Source organism: Streptomyces sp. KR80, assembly GCF_052245555.1.
In the GTDB taxonomy this organism is placed as follows: Bacteria; Actinomycetota; Actinomycetes; order Streptomycetales; family Streptomycetaceae; genus Streptomyces.
This window is the reverse complement of sequence record NZ_JBQQCD010000008.1, coordinates 19785-34976: the sequence shown is the minus strand read 5'-3', so window position 1 is coordinate 34976 and position 15192 is coordinate 19785. Positions and strand designations below refer to the sequence as shown.

Below are 15192 nucleotides of genomic sequence, written 5' to 3'. Positions count from 1 at the left end.
TCTGCCATGGGAGCCTCGACTCACACCGTCACCAATCAACCCCCGCCTCTGGTCGGCTACGACGTCTTCGCCTCGGACGCCGCCCTCGCCGAGGGCACCGCTCGCCATGCCGGAAGCGACCGGTCGGCCGGAATCCTGCGGGAGCTGAGCGAGCTGGGGCAGTCGGCCGGCTCGGCCCAGGTCCAGGAGTGGGCCAGGCAGGCCAATGACCAGCCACCCGCCCTGCACACCCACGACCGCTACGGCCACCGCATCGACGAGGTCGAGTACCACCCCTCGTATCACCGCCTGATGGGCAAGGCGCTCGCGTACGGGCTGACCGACGCCTGGTCTCGGCCGGACGGGCACCTGCGCCGCGCGGCGGGCTTCCTGGTGTGGACGCAGACCGACGCCGGCCACTGCTGCCCGGTGTCGATGACCCACGCGGCGGTCCCGGCGCTCCGGGCGGAGCCGGAGCTGGCCGCCGTATGGGAGCCGCGGCTGTCCTCGCGGGTGTACGAGCCGGAGCTGCTGCCCCCGGAAGGGAAGCCCGGCGCCCTGTTCGGGATGGCCATGACGGAGAAGCAGGGCGGTTCGGATGTGCGGGCGAACACCACGCGCGCCGAGCCGCTGGACGCAGCAGGCGAGTACGTCCTCACCGGGCACAAGTGGTTCTGCTCGGCACCGATGTCGGACGGCTTTCTGGTCCTCGCTCAGGCTCCGGGGGGCCTGACCTGCTTCCTGCTCCCCCGCGTCCTCCCGGACGGCACCCGCAACTCCTTCCGGATCCAGCGTCTGAAGGACAAGTTGGGCAACCGCTCCAACGCCTCGTCCGAGGTGGAGTTCGACGGGACGACCTGGGTGCGCCGGGTGGGCGAGGAGGGCCGCGGTGTCAGCACCATCATCGGCATGGTCGCGGCGACCCGGCTGGACTGTGTGATCGGTGCGGCCGGGCAGATGCGGCAGGCGGTCACCCAGGCCGTGCATCACGCCGCGCACCGCAGCGCCTTCGGCGGCCCGTTGATCGACAAGCCGTTGATGCGCAACGTTCTGGCGGACCTGGCGCTGGAGTCGGAGGCGGCGACGACCCTGGCCCTGCGGCTGGCGGCGGCCTACGACGCGGCGTACCGCCCCGGAACCGGCGGTGGTGAGGCCGATGGGGGCGACGAGGGCGAGCGGATGCTCCTCCGGCTTGCGGTGCCGGCTGCCAAGTACTGGGTGACCAAGCGCTGCACTCCGCTGGTGGCCGAGGCCCTCGAATGCCTGGGGGGCAACGGCTACGTGGAGGAGTCGGGGATGCCGAGACTGCTCCGCGAGTCGCCGCTCAACTCGATCTGGGAGGGCGCCGGGAACGTCCAGGCGCTCGACATGCTGCGCGCCCTGCAGCGCGAACCCGCCGCACTGGACGCCTTCCTGACCGAACTCGGCCGGGCGCGCGGCGCCGACCACCGGCTGGACGGCGCGATCAAGGACATGCTCGCCGAACTGGCCGATCTGAGCGGGATCGAGAGCCGGGCGCGGCGGCTGGCGGAGCGGATGGCGCTCACGCTGCAGGGGTCGCTGCTCGTACGGTTCGCACCGCCGGCGGTGGCCGACGCGTTCTGCGCCTCCCGGCTGGGACGGGACGGGGGCGCAGCGTTCGGCACGCTCCCGCACACCCTGGACCTGGCGTCGATCGTGGACCGGGCGCGGGTGCCGGTCTGAGGCTGCCCTTCGCCAGGGCTCGCGCGGGGAGGTGCCGGCCGCTCCCTCCGGAACCGAGGGTGGTGCTGCGCCGACACGGCACCACCCTCGTCCGGGGAACGCCACCGCTGCGGACAGCCGTGCGCATCGAGCGGCGTACTGGCCACTCTCGTCCCGAGGGGAGCCGGGGACAAACGTTGCGAGGAGTTGCAGGACTTGCTCCCAAGGGGTGTGGGGAGCCGGATCCGGCGGGAGGATAGGGAGGTTGCAGCGATCAGACCGGTCTTTCGGAGAAACGATCCGTGAACGACGAACCGCTGGACATGACCCGGCTCTCCGCCATGGAGCCACACCACGCCTCCCACCTCCTCAGCGGCGTCCACGCGGCGGCGCTGTCCGGCGAGTCGCCGCCGTATCGGCCGCGCAAGGTGATCAGCGAGTCGTGGCGGCGCGTGCGGCGGCACGGCCTCGACCCCGACCAGGGCGCCCACTCGGGGCTGCTGGCGCTGGACGAGGTCGAGCACCGGCGCCAGTCCTCGCCGCTGGGCGCGGTGCTGCCGACCCTGCGCGACGGGCTGAAGGCCGCGGCGGACGAGGCCTGGCACATCATGGTCATCACTGATGCCGAGGGCCGCGTGCTGTGGCGGGACGGCAATCTCGCGGTGCAGAGGAAGGCGGACCACCTCGGCTTCAGCGTGGGTGCGAGCTGGACCGAGGAGGTGGCCGGGACCAACGCCATCGGGACCTCACTGGTCGCCCGCGGCCCCGTTCAGGTGCACTCCGCCGAGCACTTCGTCCGCGTCTATCACCCGCTGTCCTGCGCCGCAGCTCCGGTACGCGACCCGCGCGACGGCCGGCTGCTGGGCATAGCGGACATCAGCGGCCCGGCCGCCGCCATCCGTCCCGCGACCCTGGCGCTGGTGACCGCGGTCGCCAGGGTCGCCGAGGGGGAGATGCGGGAGCGGCACCGGGAGTCGATCGACCGGCTGCGGTCGCTGGCCGCACCGGTGCTGGCCCGGGTGGGCGGCCGGGCGCTCGCGGTCGACCGCAACGGCTGGACGGCCGGAGTCACCGGCATGCTGCCGGTCGACCGGGTGCCCCTGCCCAAGGCCTTCGGACCGGGACGGGTCTGGCTCGCCTCGCTCGGCATGTGTGCGGTGGAACCGCTGCCGGACGGCTGGCTCGTGCGGGTCGAGGAGTACGGGCCGGGCGGCAGGGAACAGGGGACGGAGGCGAGCCGCGTCGTCCTGGACCTGCGACAGCCCCGGCAGTGGACGGTGTCCGTCTCCGGCGGGGCGGGCAGCTGGGCCCAGGATCTGACGCCGCGCCATGCGGAGCTGCTGTACGTCCTCGCCCGGCACCCGGAGGGACGCACGGCCGCGCAGCTGGCCGCGGATCTGTTCGGGGACGCCACCCGCACGGTGACGGTACGGGCCGAACTGTCGCGGGTCCGGCGAACACTCTCGGGAGTGCTGGACCACCGGCCGTACCGCTTCGCCGACGGAGTCCGCGTGGAGTTGCTGGAACCCGCCGAACCGGAAGACCTGCTGCCGCATTCGAGCGCCCCCGCGGTGCTCGCCGCGCGCTCCTCACCCCGGGTGCCCTGACCGGTCCGGGGTCGCCACGACGACCTCTCGCGCGCCCCACTCCCCCTCTCAGCGGAAGTCCCCGCGTGTGCGCCGGCGTACCAGGCACCAGCCGACGGCCACCGCGGACGCGACGACTAGACCGATGCCGAGCCCCACCGCCAGCGGATGCACGCGCTCGGAACTGCCGACACCGGCCCGGACACCGTGCTCGGGGACTGCGGCCGGAACACTCGGCGAGGCACCGGGGGCGAAGCGCGGCGCCGGTCCTGCATCGCGGCGCGGGGTCGTCCCCGGGTCGTCCTCGCCGCCCGCCGAGTGGTCACCGGCCGCGCCGCTGTCCTCCTCGACGGCGGTCGGGCTCGTCATCGCGCCTCCATCGCCCTCCTGCACGTCGGCTCCGGCGGCGTCACGCTCCCCCGCCGCCCCCGGCTCCCCTCGCCGGACGACCTGGAAGTGACCGCCGACGATCGTTTTGCCGCCGCAGGTGGCGGCGACAGTGTGCCGGCCGGGCTCCACCGCCGCGAAGACCTCCGGGCGGGCGACCGAGGCCGCCGCGTGCGGCATGCCTTCGAGCTGCGTGCGCGCGAAGGCGTTGGACTCGACGATGGCGTCGTACGCCCTTCGGACGCCGCGGCAGGACCTGCCGTCGACCGTGACTGTCACGGAGCCGCCCTGCTCGACCGTGTCCGGTCGCACGACGATGTTGCTCGGGCCCGCGTCCCCGGGGTCCGCCGCGGCGAGCGGAGCGGGCACGGCGAACGCCGCTCCGGCCAGGACGGCGGCAGCGGCGGTGCGGGTGGCGTGCAGCATGGACTCCTCCGGTGGACGTGCTCCGTGCGGCCGTCCCGGCCGCGAGGGGAGGGAGGCACCTCCCTGGGGGCACCTCCCAGCGGTAGCTGGGGGAGGTAGCTGGGGGAGGTCCTCCCACGGGCGCGGGCGCGCACCTTCACGCTCGCGCCGCTCTCCTTCGCACGCATGCGGCGGTACGCCATCCGGCGGCGGCCGCGAGGCGCTGCCGGGAGCGCACTCGCGAGCCCGCCACCCGTTCGCCCGTCTGTTGTCGCAGCGCGAACGTGCCCGGCCTACCGTGCGGTTCAGACGTATGGTGCCCCCACCCGTACGGCGCGGGCCGAGGGGAGAGACATGCCGGCGACGGACCGCCAGATCCGCGGCGCCTACGGGCAGGAGCGGAGACAGAGCTCACCCTGGGGCCTGATGGCGCTCGTTCTCCTCGTCGGTGTGGCTTTACTGCGTAACGGGGTGCACGAGGCGTCCGGGCCGCCGCAGCCGACCGGTGACTCCGCAGCTGTCTCGGTCCTGGGGCTTCCCCCGTCGCCCGCCGCGCTGCCCGGGTCCCCGCCGGCGCGGGTGAAGATCCCCGCGATCAGAGTGGACGCCCCGCTGACGGCGGTCGGTCTCGACGCGGAGGGCTGGCTCGCTTCCCCGCCGACGAAGGAACGGAATCTCGCAGGGTGGTTCAAGGGCGCCGTCACCCCGGGTGAGAAGGGGACCGCGGTCGTCGTCGGGCACGTGGACAACGCCAGGGGACCGGGCGTCTTCTACGACCTCGGGGCCCTGAAGAAGGGCCACCGCGTCGAGGTGGTCCGGAAGGACGGGCGGACCGCCGTGTTCGGGATGTACGGCATCGAGGTGTTCGCCAAGGAGTCCTTCCCCGCGCCCCGGGTGTACGACGACACCGGGCATCCTGAACTGAGGGTCATCACGTGCGGCGGTGACTTCTCCGAGGCGGGTGGCTACGACGGGAACGTCGTCGTGTTCGCCAGGCTGGTCCAGGTGCGGTGATCCGGCTGCAGCGGACGGATGCCACGGCCCGTGGCCGGGTCGAGGAGGACACCCCGGCCCGTGGCGAACGCGCGTCCCGCCCCTGTCATCCTGGAAGCGAGGGTCTGCGTGACCGGCGACACACCGTCTCGCCAAACGGGACATAGCTGTCCACATAATGGATACCGGTGGACGCTCCAAAGGCCCGCGTGACACCCTTCCGTCATGTCTCGAGCTGGAATTGCCTTGGTGAGTCGGCGGCACGTCGACCTCGGCCGCATGTCCAGCGCCATCTGTCCGGCGGGCTGATGCTGCATCGATGAGGGGCTTCCGGCCCCGGACAGCACCCGCACCCAACGCCGTTACCACCGCCGCAGACGAGCGAACACCCCTGATCCCCGCTAGCGTGTGTGATCTCCCACCGCGCCGCGGATGCCTGCGTCCGAGCAGGTCAGGAGCGTGCCGCGAGCCGTCAGCCGCCCTGTGAACCGCCCCGAAGGACGTAACCCCATGGCCGCCAGCCCAGATCGCGCCACCGCTGCCACGACCCGCCGCAAGGTCGGCCGCCACCGCGGCGAAGGTCAGTGGGCCAAGGGTCATTTCACCCCGCTCAACGCCAACGAGCAGACCAAGAAGGACGACGACGGTCTCAATGTGCGGACACGCATTGAGACGATCTACGCCCACCGCGGCTTCGACTCGATCGACGGCGCCGATCTCCGGGGCCGGATGCGCTGGTGGGGCCTCTATACCCAGCGCAAGCCGGGCATCGACGGCGGCAAGACCGCGATCCTGGAGCCGGAGGAGCTGGACGACGAGTACTTCATGCTCCGCGTCCGGATCGACGGCGGCCGGCTGACCACTGAACAACTGCGGGTCATCGGTGAGATCTCCCAGGAGTTCGCCCGCGGCACCGCGGACATCACCGACCGGCAGAACATCCAGTACCACTGGATCCGGATCGAGGACATGCCCGAGATCTGGCGGCGGCTGGAAGGCATCGGCCTGTCCACGACCGAGGCGTGCGGCGACACACCGCGCGTCATCCTCGGCTCGCCGGTCGCCGGCATCGCCGCGGACGAGATCATCGACGGAACCCCGGCCATCGAGGAGATCCACCGCCGTTTCATCGGCAACAAGGACTTCTCCAACCTGCCGCGGAAGTTCAAGTCCGCCGTCTCGGGGTCACCGCTGCTGGATGTGGCCCACGAGATCAACGACATCGCGTTCGTCGGCGTGAACCACCCCGAGCACGGGCCCGGCTTCGACCTGTGGGTCGGCGGCGGTCTGTCCACCAACCCCAAGATCGGCGTCCGGCTCGGCGCCTGGGTGCCGCTGGACGAGGTGCCGGATGTCTACGGCGGCGTCATCGGCATCTTCCGCGACTACGGCTACCGCCGGCTGCGCACCCGCGCCCGGCTGAAGTTCCTGGTCGCCGACTGGGGCGCAGAACGGTTCCGCCAGGTACTGGAGGACGAATACCTGCAGCGGAAGCTCGTCGACGGCCCCGCGCCGGACCAGCCGGTGGAGCAGTGGCGCGACCACGTCGGCGTGCACCGCCAGAAGGACGGCCGGTTCTACGTCGGCTTCGCCCCGCGCGTCGGCCGCGTCGACGGCACCGTCCTGACGAAGATCGCCGAACTCGCAGAAGCGCACGGCTCCGGCCGGGTCCGTACCACCGTCGAGCAGAAGATGATCGTGCTCGATGTGGCGGAGGACCGGGTCGCGTCGCTGGTCGAAGAGCTCGAGGCACTGGACCTGCGGGTCAAGCCGTCGCCCTTCCGGCGCGGCACCATGGCCTGCACCGGTATCGAGTTCTGCAAGCTCGCCATCGTGGAGACCAAGGCGCGCGGCGCGTCGTTGATCGACGAGCTGGAGCGCCGTATCCCCGAGTTCGACCAGCCGATCACCATCAACGTCAACGGCTGCCCGAACGCCTGCGCGCGTATCCAGGTCGCGGACATCGGTCTCAAGGGCCAGCTGGTCCTGGACAAGGACGGTAACCAGGTGGAGGGCTTCCAGGTGCACCTGGGCGGTGCCCTCGGCCTCGAGCCCGGATTCGGCCGCAAGGTGCGGGGCCTGAAGGTGACCTCCGCCGAGCTGCCCGACTACGTCGAGCGCGTGCTGAAGCGGTTCCAGGAGCAGCGCGAGGACGGAGAAAGGTTTGCCCAGTGGGCGGCCCGGGCCAGTGAGGCGGATTTGTCGTGAGCAGGGGGCACCTCCCAGCGGTAGCTGGGGGAGCACGCGCGGCCGCCGGGCCGCAGACAGCGACGACCCCCGCACCTCTGCGCCGCGCGGGCGGAGATGGGGGCACCGCCCAGGCGTCAGCTCTGGGGGAGAGCAAAAGGGGCGCAGCATGAGTGAGCGTGCCGCACCGTTCTACTGCCCGTACTGCGGGGACGAGGACCTGCGTCCGTCCGAAGAGGGCCACGGCGCTTGGGAATGCGCCTCGTGCAACCGCGCGTTCCGTCTGTCGTTCCTCGGGCTGCTGGCCAGGGGCCTGCAGCGGAACCGCGACGAAGGGGGCACCACGGCATGACAGTCGCACAGCAGCGCACCGCAGTCGAGCTCCAGGAGCTGGCCGAGCAGGCGGGCCGCGACCTGGAAGAGGCGTCCGCGCTCGACATCCTGCGTTGGGCCACCGACACCTTCGGCAGCCGCTTCTGCGTCACCTCCTCCATGGAGGACGCGGTCGTGGCACACCTCGCCTCCCGCGCCCACCCGGGCGTGGATGTGGTGTTCCTGGACACCGGCTACCACTTCCCGGAGACCATCGGCACCCGCGACGCGGTCGAGGCGGTGATGGACGTCAACGTCATCACCCTCACGCCGCGCCAGACGGTCGCCGAACAGGACGCCGCGTACGGGCCGAAGCTGCACGACCGCGACCCGGACCTGTGCTGCGCCCTGCGCAAGGTCAAGCCGCTGGAAGAGGGCCTGACGGCGTACGACGCATGGGCGACCGGCCTGCGCCGCGACGAGTCCCCGACCCGGGCGAACACCCCGGTCGTCGGCTGGGACGTCAAGCGGCAGAAGGTCAAGGTCTCCCCCATCGCCCGCTGGACGCAGGACGACGTGGACGCCTACGTCACGGAGCACGGCGTGCTCACCAACCCGCTGCTGATGGACGGCTACGCCTCCGTCGGCTGCGCGCCCTGCACCCGCCGGGTGTTGGAGGGCGAGGACGCGAGGGCCGGCCGCTGGGCGGGCCGCAGCAAGACCGAGTGCGGGCTGCATGGCTGATGACGGACCAGGAGATATCGATGAGCGGGCCAGAGTTGGGCGCCACGGTGTGGCTCACGGGTCTGCCGAGCGCGGGCAAGACCACGATCGCCCACGCGCTGGCGGAGCAGCTGCGGGGCGAGGGGCACCGGGTGGAGGTGCTGGACGGGGACGAGATCCGCGAGTTCCTGTCCGCCGGGCTCGGCTTCTCCCGCGAGGACCGGCACACCAACGTGCAGCGGATCGGCTTCGTCGCCGAACTGCTGGCCAGCAACGGCGTGAAGGCGCTGGTCCCGGTGATCGCGCCGTACGCGGACTCCCGTGAGGCGGTGCGCAAGCGCCACCAGACAGAGGGCACCCCGTACCTCGAGGTGCATGTCGCGGCCCCCGTCGAGGTGTGCTCCGTGCGTGACGTGAAGGGTCTGTACGCGAAGCAGGCCGCGGGCGAGATCTCGGGGCTGACCGGGGTCGACGACCCGTACGAGGAGCCGGAGTCGCCGGACCTGCGGATCGAGTCGCAGGACCAGACCGTGCAGGAGTCCGCCGCCGCGCTGCATGCACTGCTCACCGAGAGGGGTCTCCTGTGAGCGCCCGCCCGTCGCCCACCACCGCCCTTGCAAGGAAGGCGCCAGGCGCCCTTTCCTTTTGCGCGGCCGCCCGGCCGCTGATGACGACGATTGCCGCGCCTCTGCGCCGCGCGGGCGGAGATGGGGGCACCGCCCAGGCGTCAGCTCTGGGGGAGAACGAAAGGGGTGCAGCATGACGACCGTCGCCGGCACAGTCGAGGACACCGACAGCCCGTACGCGCTCAGCCACCTGGACGCTCTGGAGTCCGAGGCGGTGCACATCTTCCGCGAGGTGGCGGGTGAGTTCGAGCGGCCGGTGATCCTCTTCTCCGGCGGCAAGGACTCGATCGTCATGCTTCACCTGGCGCTGAAGGCGTTCGCACCGGCCGCGATCCCCTTCTCGCTGCTGCACGTGGACACCGGGCACAACTTCCCCGAGGTCCTCGACTACCGCGACCGCACGGTGGCCAAGCACGGGCTGCGCCTGCATGTCGCGTCCGTGCAGGAGTACATCGACGCGGGCAAGCTGCGCGAGCGCCCCGACGGCACCCGCAACCCGCTGCAGACCGTGCCGCTCACCGAGGCAATCCAGGAGCACCGCTTCGACGCCGTCTTCGGCGGTGGGCGGCGCGACGAGGAGAAGGCGCGGGCCAAGGAGCGGGTGTTCAGCCTGCGGGACGAGTTCTCGCAGTGGGACCCGCGCCGCCAGCGGCCCGAGCTGTGGCAGCTCTACAACGGCCGCCACGCGCCGGGCGAGCACGTCCGGGTCTTCCCGCTGTCCAACTGGACCGAGCTGGACGTGTGGCAGTACATCGCCCGCGAGAACATCGAACTTCCCGAGATCTACTTCGCGCACGAGCGCGAGGTCTTCCGGCGCAGCGGCATGTGGCTGACGGCCGGCGACTGGGGCGGCCCCAAGGACGGCGAGACGCCTCAGAAGCGCCTCATCCGCTACCGCACGGTCGGCGACATGTCCTGCACCGGCGCCGTCGACTCCGACGCCACCACGCTGGACGCCGTGATCGCCGAGATCGCCGCATCCCGGCTGACGGAGCGGGGCGCGACCCGCGCCGACGACAAGCTGTCCGAGGCCGCGATGGAAGACCGCAAGCGCGAGGGGTACTTCTAGCCATGACGAGCACCACCAGCACCTCCGAGCAGCTCGCCGGCCTGTCGGCGACCACGCTGCTGCGGTTCGCGACCGCCGGGTCCGTCGATGACGGCAAGTCGACGCTCGTCGGCCGGCTCCTGCACGACTCCAAGTCGGTCCTCACCGACCAGCTGGAGGCCGTGCAGCGCGCCTCCCTGGGCCGCGGGCAGGAGGCCCCGGACCTGGCGCTGCTGACCGACGGGCTGCGCGCGGAGCGGGAGCAGGGCATCACCATCGACGTGGCCTACCGCTACTTCGCCACCCCGCGGCGGCGGTTCATCCTCGCCGACACCCCCGGCCATGTGCAGTACACCCGCAACATGGTCACCGGTGCCTCGACGGCCGAGCTGACCGTGATCCTGGTCGACGCCCGCAACGGCGTGGTCGAGCAGACCCGCCGCCACGCGGCCATCGCCGCGCTGCTGCGGGTGCCCCATGCCGTGCTGGCGGTCAACAAGATGGACCTGGTCGACTACGCCGAGCCGGTCTTCGCCGCGATCGCCGAGGAGTTCACGGCGTACGCGACCGAGCTGGGCGTCCCGGAGGTCACCGCGATCCCGATCTCGGCACTCGCCGGCGACAACGTGGTGGAGCCGTCTGCGCACATGGACTGGTACGGCGGCCCGACGGTCCTGGAGCACCTGGAGACGGTTCCGGTCAGCCACGACCTGAGCCACTGCCACGCCCGGCTGCCCGTGCAGTACGTGATCCGGCCGCAGACCGCCAAGGACCGGGACTACCGGGGGTACGCGGGCCAGATCGCCGCCGGTACCTTCCGCATCGGCGAGGTGGTCACCGTGCTGCCGTCGGGCCGCACCTCGCGGATCTCCGGCATCGACCTGCTGGGCAAGCCGGTCGACGTCGCCTGGACCACGCAGTCGGTGACCGTCCTGCTGGAGGACGACATCGACATCTCGCGCGGCGACCTGATCGTGCCGACTAAGGACGCGCCGACGACCACGCAGGACATCGAGGCGACCGTGTGCCACGTCGCCGACCAGCCTCTCACCGTCGGTCACCGCGTGCTGCTCAAGCACGGCACCCGCACGGTCAAGGCGATCGTCAAGGACATCCCGTCCCGTCTCACGCTCGACGACCTGTCGCTGCACCCGCACCCGGGACAGCTCGTCGCCAACGACATCGGCCGTGTGAAGATCCGCACCGCGGAGCCACTGCCGGTCGACTCCTACGCCGACTCCCGCCGCACGGGTTCGTTCATCCTGATCGACCCGGCCGAGGGCACCACGCTCACCGCGGGCATGGTCGGCGAGTCCTTCGCCTCCCCGGAGCCGGTTAAGGACGAGGCCGATGACGACGGGTGGGACTTCTGACATGACCACTATCGATGTGTTCTCCACGTTCGCGAAGGAGGGCGGCCGCGTAGGCAGCGGTGTCCTCGGCAGCGGTACGGGCGGAGTCGGACGATGTGTGTGCTGACGACTGAGCACCACGCAGCCGTGCATCACCATCGACTCCGACATCCCCCCTGAACCGCCGGGCGTCACCTGACGTACGCACCGGCCCCTACGAGAGGAACCCCTCCCGTGTCTGCCGATCGCACCACCCGATTTCGACCAGCCGGTCACCGATGGTTCGCGGCTGCCGTCACCCTCCCGCTCCTCATCGGCGCCCTGGGCGCCTGCGGCTACGGCTCCAAGGCACAGAAGGACGACCCGGCCCCGGTCGCGAAGGGCAAGAAGCTCGGCGGCCTCGACCGGGTGCGCATCGGCTACTTCGCCAACACCACGCACGCCACCGCGCTCGTTGGTGACGCGAAGGGCTTCTTCCAGAAGGAGCTCGGCGGTACGAAGGTGGAGCCCGCGGTCTTCAACGCGGGCCCCGCCGAGATCGAGGCACTCAACGCCGACTCCATCGACATCGGCTGGATCGGTCCCTCCCCGGCGATCAACGGCTACACCAAGTCCCAGGGCAACAACCTCAGGATCATCTCCGGTTCGGCGTCCGGCGGCGTATCGCTCGTGGTCAACCCGGAGAAGGTCAAGTCCCTGGACGACCTCAAGGGCAAGAAGATCGCCACCCCGCAGCTCGGCAACACCCAGGACGTAGCACTCCTCAACTACCTGTCCGAGAAGGGGCTCGAGGTCGACCCCGAGACCGGCAAGGGCGACGTGTCCGTCCTCCGCGTCGACAACAAGGAGACGCCCGCGCTCTTCGAGAGGGGCGACCTGGACGGCGCCTGGGTTCCCGAGCCCACCGCCGCCAAACTCGTCGCGAGCGGCGGGAAGGTCCTCCTCGACGAGCAGAAGCTCTGGAAGGACGGCAAGTTCGTCATCACGAACGTGATCGTCTCCCAGAAGTTCCTCAAGCAGCACCCGGACGTGGTCGAAGCCGTGCTGCGCGGCTCGGTGCGGACCAACGCCTGGATCCGGAAGAACCCCGACGAGGCGAAGCAGGTCATCAACGCCAAGCTGCAGAAGGAGGCCGGCAAGGCGCTGCCCGACGAGGTCCTCGACCCCGCGTTCGAGCATGTCGACCTCACCGATGATCCACTCGCCTCGACCCTGCAGACCGAGGCCGACCACGCGGTCAAGGCAGGCCTGCTCAAGGACCCGAAGCTCGAAGGCATCTACGACCTCACGCTCCTCAACAAGGTGCTGAAGGCCGAAGGACTGCCACAGGTAGACGACGCCGGTCTCGGCGTCCAGTAAGCGGACCGACGACCTCCCCCAGCTTGACGCTGGGGGCACCCCCACCCAGGAGGTGACACCCATGCCCACCACACTCATCAAGGCCGCGAGAATCGCCGACACCGACCCGGTCGTCCCGTCCTACGCCGCCCGGATCGAGCACGTCTCGAAGTCCTTCGGCCGGCCCGGTGCCCAGCAGCTCGTACTGGACGACATCACCCTCGATGTCGCTCCGGGTGAGTTCGTCACCCTTCTGGGAGCCTCCGGCTGCGGGAAGTCCACCCTGCTCAATCTGGTCGCAGGGCTCGACAAGCCGTCCGCCGGGACCATCGAGGTGCCCGGCGGACGAGCGGCCCTGATGTTCCAGGAGCACGCCCTCTTCCCTTGGCTCACCGCGGGCAGGAACGTCGAACTCGCTCTGAAGATGCGGGGCATGCCCAAGTCCGAGCGCCGCGACGAGGCCGAGCGGCTGCTTGAGCTCGTCCGGCTGAAGGGCGCGTACGGCAAGCGGGTGCACGAGCTGTCCGGCGGTATGCGGCAGCGCGTCGCGCTGGCCCGGGCGCTCGCCCAGGACAGCCAACTGCTGCTGATGGACGAGCCGTTCGCCGCGCTCGACGCGATCACCCGCGATGTGCTCCACGAGGAGCTGACCCGGATCTGGGCGGAGACGAGCGTCTCGGTCCTCTTCGTCACCCACAACGTCCGTGAGGCCGTCCGCCTCGCGCAGCGCGTGGTGCTGCTGTCGTCCCGCCCGGGACGCATCGCCCGCGAGTGGCAGGTCGACATCCCGCAGCCGCGCCGCATCGAGGATGCCGCGGTCGCCAGCCTGTCCGTGGAGATCACCGAACAGCTGCGGGGGGAGATCCGCCGACATGGCCAGCACTGATACCCGACCCGACACCACCCAGGCCCGGGTCTCGGCGGACGGCGGCGATCTCGCCGGCCTGGAGGCTGGCCTCGACGCCCTCGACAGTACGGTGATCAGCCGGCAGCCGCTCGCTCGTACCGTCGTGGCCAAGGCGCTTCCGCCGCTCACCGCGATCGTCGTCGTCCTGGCCGTCTGGCAGCTCGCGTATGTACTCGAGGTCCAGCCGCATCACATGCTGCCCAGCCCGCTCGAGGTCTGGGGCGTCCTCGCCGAGCGGTGGTACGAAGGGACCATCCTGGACACCATCTGGCAGAGCGTGTCCCGTGGTGCGCTTGGCTTCGCCGCGTCCCTGGTCATCGGCACGCCACTCGGTCTGATCGTCGCCCGGGTGAGGCTGGTGCGGGCCGCGATCGGCCCCATCCTCTCGGGACTGCAGTCGCTGCCGTCCGTCGCCTGGGTCCCGGCCGCGATCATCTGGTTCGGCCTCACCGACGCGACCATCTACGCCGTCGTGCTGCTCGGCGCGGTGCCGTCCATCGCCAACGGTCTGGTCGCCGGTGTCGATCAGATTCCGCCGCTGCACCTCCGGGCGGCCCGGGTCATCGGGGCCACCGGGCTGCACGGAGTACGGCATGTGCTGCTGCCCGCCGCTCTGCCCGGCTATCTCGCCGGTCTCAAGCAGGGCTGGGCCTTCTCCTGGCGCTCCCTGATGGCCGCCGAGATCATCGCCAAGTCCCCCGACCTCGGCGCCGGTCTCGGCCAGCTGCTGGAAACCGGCCGGGTCTTCTCGGACATGTCCACCGTCCTCGCCGCGATCCTGCTCATCCTGGTCGTCGGCATCGGCATCGAGCTGCTGGTCTTCGCCCCCATCGAGCGGCGGGTGCTGCGCAGCCGGGGCCTGCTCGTGAGTACCCGCTGAGGAACCGTACTGTCATGCACCACCCCGTTCTGCTGATCGTCGCCCACGGCAGCCGCGACCCGCGGCACGCGGCGACCGTCACCGCGCTCGCCGAGCGCGTACGGTCGCTGCGGCCGGGGCTGCGGGTCGAGACCGGTTTCCTCGACTTCAACGCCCCAAGGGTGCCTCAGGTACTGGAGCGGCTGGCGGCTGAGGGTGAACGGGATGTGGTGGCGCTGCCGCTGCTCCTCACCCGTGCCTTCCACGCGAAGTCAGACATCCCGTCGGTTCTGCGTGAGGCCGAGGCCCGCCTCCCGCGGCTGTCCATTCAGCAGTCGGACGTCCTCGGCCCGTCCCCACTCCTCACCGCCACCCTCGAACGGCGGCTGTACGAAGCCGGGGTGCGCCCCGGCGACCGACGCTCGACCGGGGTCGTCCTGGCCTCGGCGGGCTCCTCCGACCCGGAGGCGATCGCAGTGATCGCTGACATCGCGCGGGAGTGGCGGCACACCGGCTGGTGCGCCGTGCGGCCTGCGTTCGCCTCCGCCTCAGTCCCCGTGACGGGGGTCCCCCGCACCGAGGACGCGGTGCGGCAGCTGCGCGCCGAGGGCATCGAGCGCATCGCGGTCGCGCCGTATGTGATCGCCCCCGGCCGGCTGCCCGACCGGATCGCGGCAGGCGCGCGCGGAGCCGGGGCCAACGTGCTGGCCGGCGTCCTCGGCCCGGCCCCCGAGCTGGCCCGGCTCCTGCTCCAGCGCTATGACGGGGCGCGAGCGGCACGCCGGCCGGCCGCGCTGATCGCCTGAG

Annotated in this window: 15 protein-coding genes; 14 read left to right on the top strand and 1 reads right to left on the bottom strand. The window is 71.1% G+C overall.

The features are described from left to right. Positions 1 to 6 precede the first annotated feature (6 nt). Together ACTWQI_RS14100 and ACTWQI_RS14095 are read left to right on the top strand one after the other, a co-directional pair. Positions 7 to 1683: an acyl-CoA dehydrogenase family protein gene (locus ACTWQI_RS14100; protein WP_443270389.1), complete on the top strand. Its 1677-nt coding sequence runs from the start codon at positions 7 to 9 to the stop codon at positions 1681 to 1683. Between the two features lie 281 nt (positions 1684 to 1964). Beyond that, positions 1965 to 3269: a GAF domain-containing protein gene (locus ACTWQI_RS14095; protein WP_443270387.1), complete on the top strand. Its 1305-nt coding sequence runs from the start codon at positions 1965 to 1967 to the stop codon at positions 3267 to 3269. A 48-nt stretch (positions 3270 to 3317) separates the two neighbouring features. Here ACTWQI_RS14095 and ACTWQI_RS14090 read toward each other — a convergent pair whose 3' ends face one another. Continuing rightward, positions 3318 to 4061 carry a hypothetical protein gene (locus ACTWQI_RS14090; protein WP_443270386.1) on the bottom strand — a complete coding sequence of 248 codons (744 nt, stop codon included), beginning with the start codon at positions 4059 to 4061 and terminating at the stop codon, positions 3318 to 3320. 333 nt (positions 4062 to 4394) lie between these two features. Between ACTWQI_RS14090 and ACTWQI_RS14085 the strand changes: the two genes are divergently transcribed. The 12 genes from ACTWQI_RS14085 (at position 4395) to ACTWQI_RS14030 (ending at position 15191) form a co-directional block, all read left to right on the top strand. Next, positions 4395 to 5054, top strand: coding sequence for a class F sortase (locus ACTWQI_RS14085; protein ID WP_443270385.1), 660 nt, complete (start codon positions 4395 to 4397; stop codon positions 5052 to 5054). A 204-nt stretch (positions 5055 to 5258) separates the two neighbouring features. Beyond that, positions 5259 to 5342: a putative leader peptide gene (locus tag ACTWQI_RS14080; RefSeq protein WP_309471194.1), complete on the top strand. Its 84-nt coding sequence runs from the start codon at positions 5259 to 5261 to the stop codon at positions 5340 to 5342. Between the two features lie 201 nt (positions 5343 to 5543). Continuing rightward, on the top strand, positions 5544 to 7241 hold the full coding sequence (locus ACTWQI_RS14075; RefSeq protein ID WP_443270384.1) for a nitrite/sulfite reductase: 1698 nt from the start codon (positions 5544 to 5546) through the stop codon (positions 7239 to 7241). Positions 7242 to 7389: 148 nt separating this feature from the next. Further along, positions 7390 to 7572 (top strand): hypothetical protein, encoded by a 183-nt coding sequence (locus ACTWQI_RS14070; RefSeq protein WP_443270382.1) that lies wholly within the window; start codon positions 7390 to 7392, stop codon positions 7570 to 7572. Beyond that, the gene (locus ACTWQI_RS14065; protein ID WP_443270381.1) at positions 7569 to 8276 is read left to right on the top strand and encodes a phosphoadenylyl-sulfate reductase; all 708 of its coding nucleotides are present in this window, start codon (positions 7569 to 7571) and stop codon (positions 8274 to 8276) included. Before ACTWQI_RS14070 ends, ACTWQI_RS14065 begins: the two co-directional genes overlap by 4 nt. Before the next feature lie 20 nt (positions 8277 to 8296). Continuing rightward, positions 8297 to 8842 (top strand): adenylyl-sulfate kinase, encoded by a 546-nt coding sequence (gene cysC, locus ACTWQI_RS14060; protein ID WP_443270379.1) that lies wholly within the window; start codon positions 8297 to 8299, stop codon positions 8840 to 8842. Positions 8843 to 9014: 172 nt separating this feature from the next. Next, positions 9015 to 9950, top strand: a complete 936-nt coding sequence (cysD, locus tag ACTWQI_RS14055; protein ID WP_443270378.1) for a sulfate adenylyltransferase subunit CysD — start codon at positions 9015 to 9017, stop codon at positions 9948 to 9950. Between the two features lie 2 nt (positions 9951 to 9952). After that, complete coding sequence (locus tag ACTWQI_RS14050; protein ID WP_443270376.1) at positions 9953 to 11302, top strand: sulfate adenylyltransferase subunit 1; 1350 nt, start codon at positions 9953 to 9955, stop codon at positions 11300 to 11302. Between the two features lie 213 nt (positions 11303 to 11515). Then, complete coding sequence (locus ACTWQI_RS14045; RefSeq protein ID WP_443270375.1) at positions 11516 to 12640, top strand: aliphatic sulfonate ABC transporter substrate-binding protein; 1125 nt, start codon at positions 11516 to 11518, stop codon at positions 12638 to 12640. Positions 12641 to 12701: 61 nt separating this feature from the next. Then, positions 12702 to 13505, top strand: a complete 804-nt coding sequence (locus tag ACTWQI_RS14040) for an ABC transporter ATP-binding protein (protein ID WP_443270374.1) — start codon at positions 12702 to 12704, stop codon at positions 13503 to 13505. Beyond that, the gene (locus tag ACTWQI_RS14035; RefSeq protein ID WP_443270372.1) at positions 13492 to 14406 is read left to right on the top strand and encodes an ABC transporter permease; all 915 of its coding nucleotides are present in this window, start codon (positions 13492 to 13494) and stop codon (positions 14404 to 14406) included. The genes ACTWQI_RS14040 and ACTWQI_RS14035 overlap by 14 nt, the downstream gene beginning before the upstream one ends. 14 nt (positions 14407 to 14420) lie before the next feature. Continuing rightward, positions 14421 to 15191, top strand: coding sequence for a sirohydrochlorin chelatase (locus ACTWQI_RS14030; RefSeq protein WP_443270371.1), 771 nt, complete (start codon positions 14421 to 14423; stop codon positions 15189 to 15191). The last annotated feature ends 1 nt before the right edge of the window (position 15192 follow it).

Coding starts and splice junctions, on each gene's coding strand:
- ACTWQI_RS14040 (WP_443270374.1), top strand. CDS start 12,702: ATGCCCACCACACTCATCAAGGCCGCGAGAATCGCCGACACCGACCCG.
- ACTWQI_RS14065 (WP_443270381.1), top strand. CDS start 7,569: ATGACAGTCGCACAGCAGCGCACCGCAGTCGAGCTCCAGGAGCTGGCC.
- ACTWQI_RS14035 (WP_443270372.1), top strand. CDS start 13,492: ATGGCCAGCACTGATACCCGACCCGACACCACCCAGGCCCGGGTCTCG.
- ACTWQI_RS14085 (WP_443270385.1), top strand. CDS start 4,395: ATGCCGGCGACGGACCGCCAGATCCGCGGCGCCTACGGGCAGGAGCGG.
- ACTWQI_RS14075 (WP_443270384.1), top strand. CDS start 5,544: ATGGCCGCCAGCCCAGATCGCGCCACCGCTGCCACGACCCGCCGCAAG.
- ACTWQI_RS14080 (WP_309471194.1), top strand. CDS start 5,259: ATGTCTCGAGCTGGAATTGCCTTGGTGAGTCGGCGGCACGTCGACCTC.
- cysD (WP_443270378.1), top strand. CDS start 9,015: ATGACGACCGTCGCCGGCACAGTCGAGGACACCGACAGCCCGTACGCG.
- ACTWQI_RS14100 (WP_443270389.1), top strand. CDS start 7: ATGGGAGCCTCGACTCACACCGTCACCAATCAACCCCCGCCTCTGGTC.
- ACTWQI_RS14090 (WP_443270386.1), bottom strand. CDS start 4,061: ATGCTGCACGCCACCCGCACCGCCGCTGCCGCCGTCCTGGCCGGAGCG.
- ACTWQI_RS14050 (WP_443270376.1), top strand. CDS start 9,953: ATGACGAGCACCACCAGCACCTCCGAGCAGCTCGCCGGCCTGTCGGCG.
- cysC (WP_443270379.1), top strand. CDS start 8,297: ATGAGCGGGCCAGAGTTGGGCGCCACGGTGTGGCTCACGGGTCTGCCG.
- ACTWQI_RS14070 (WP_443270382.1), top strand. CDS start 7,390: ATGAGTGAGCGTGCCGCACCGTTCTACTGCCCGTACTGCGGGGACGAG.
- ACTWQI_RS14030 (WP_443270371.1), top strand. CDS start 14,421: ATGCACCACCCCGTTCTGCTGATCGTCGCCCACGGCAGCCGCGACCCG.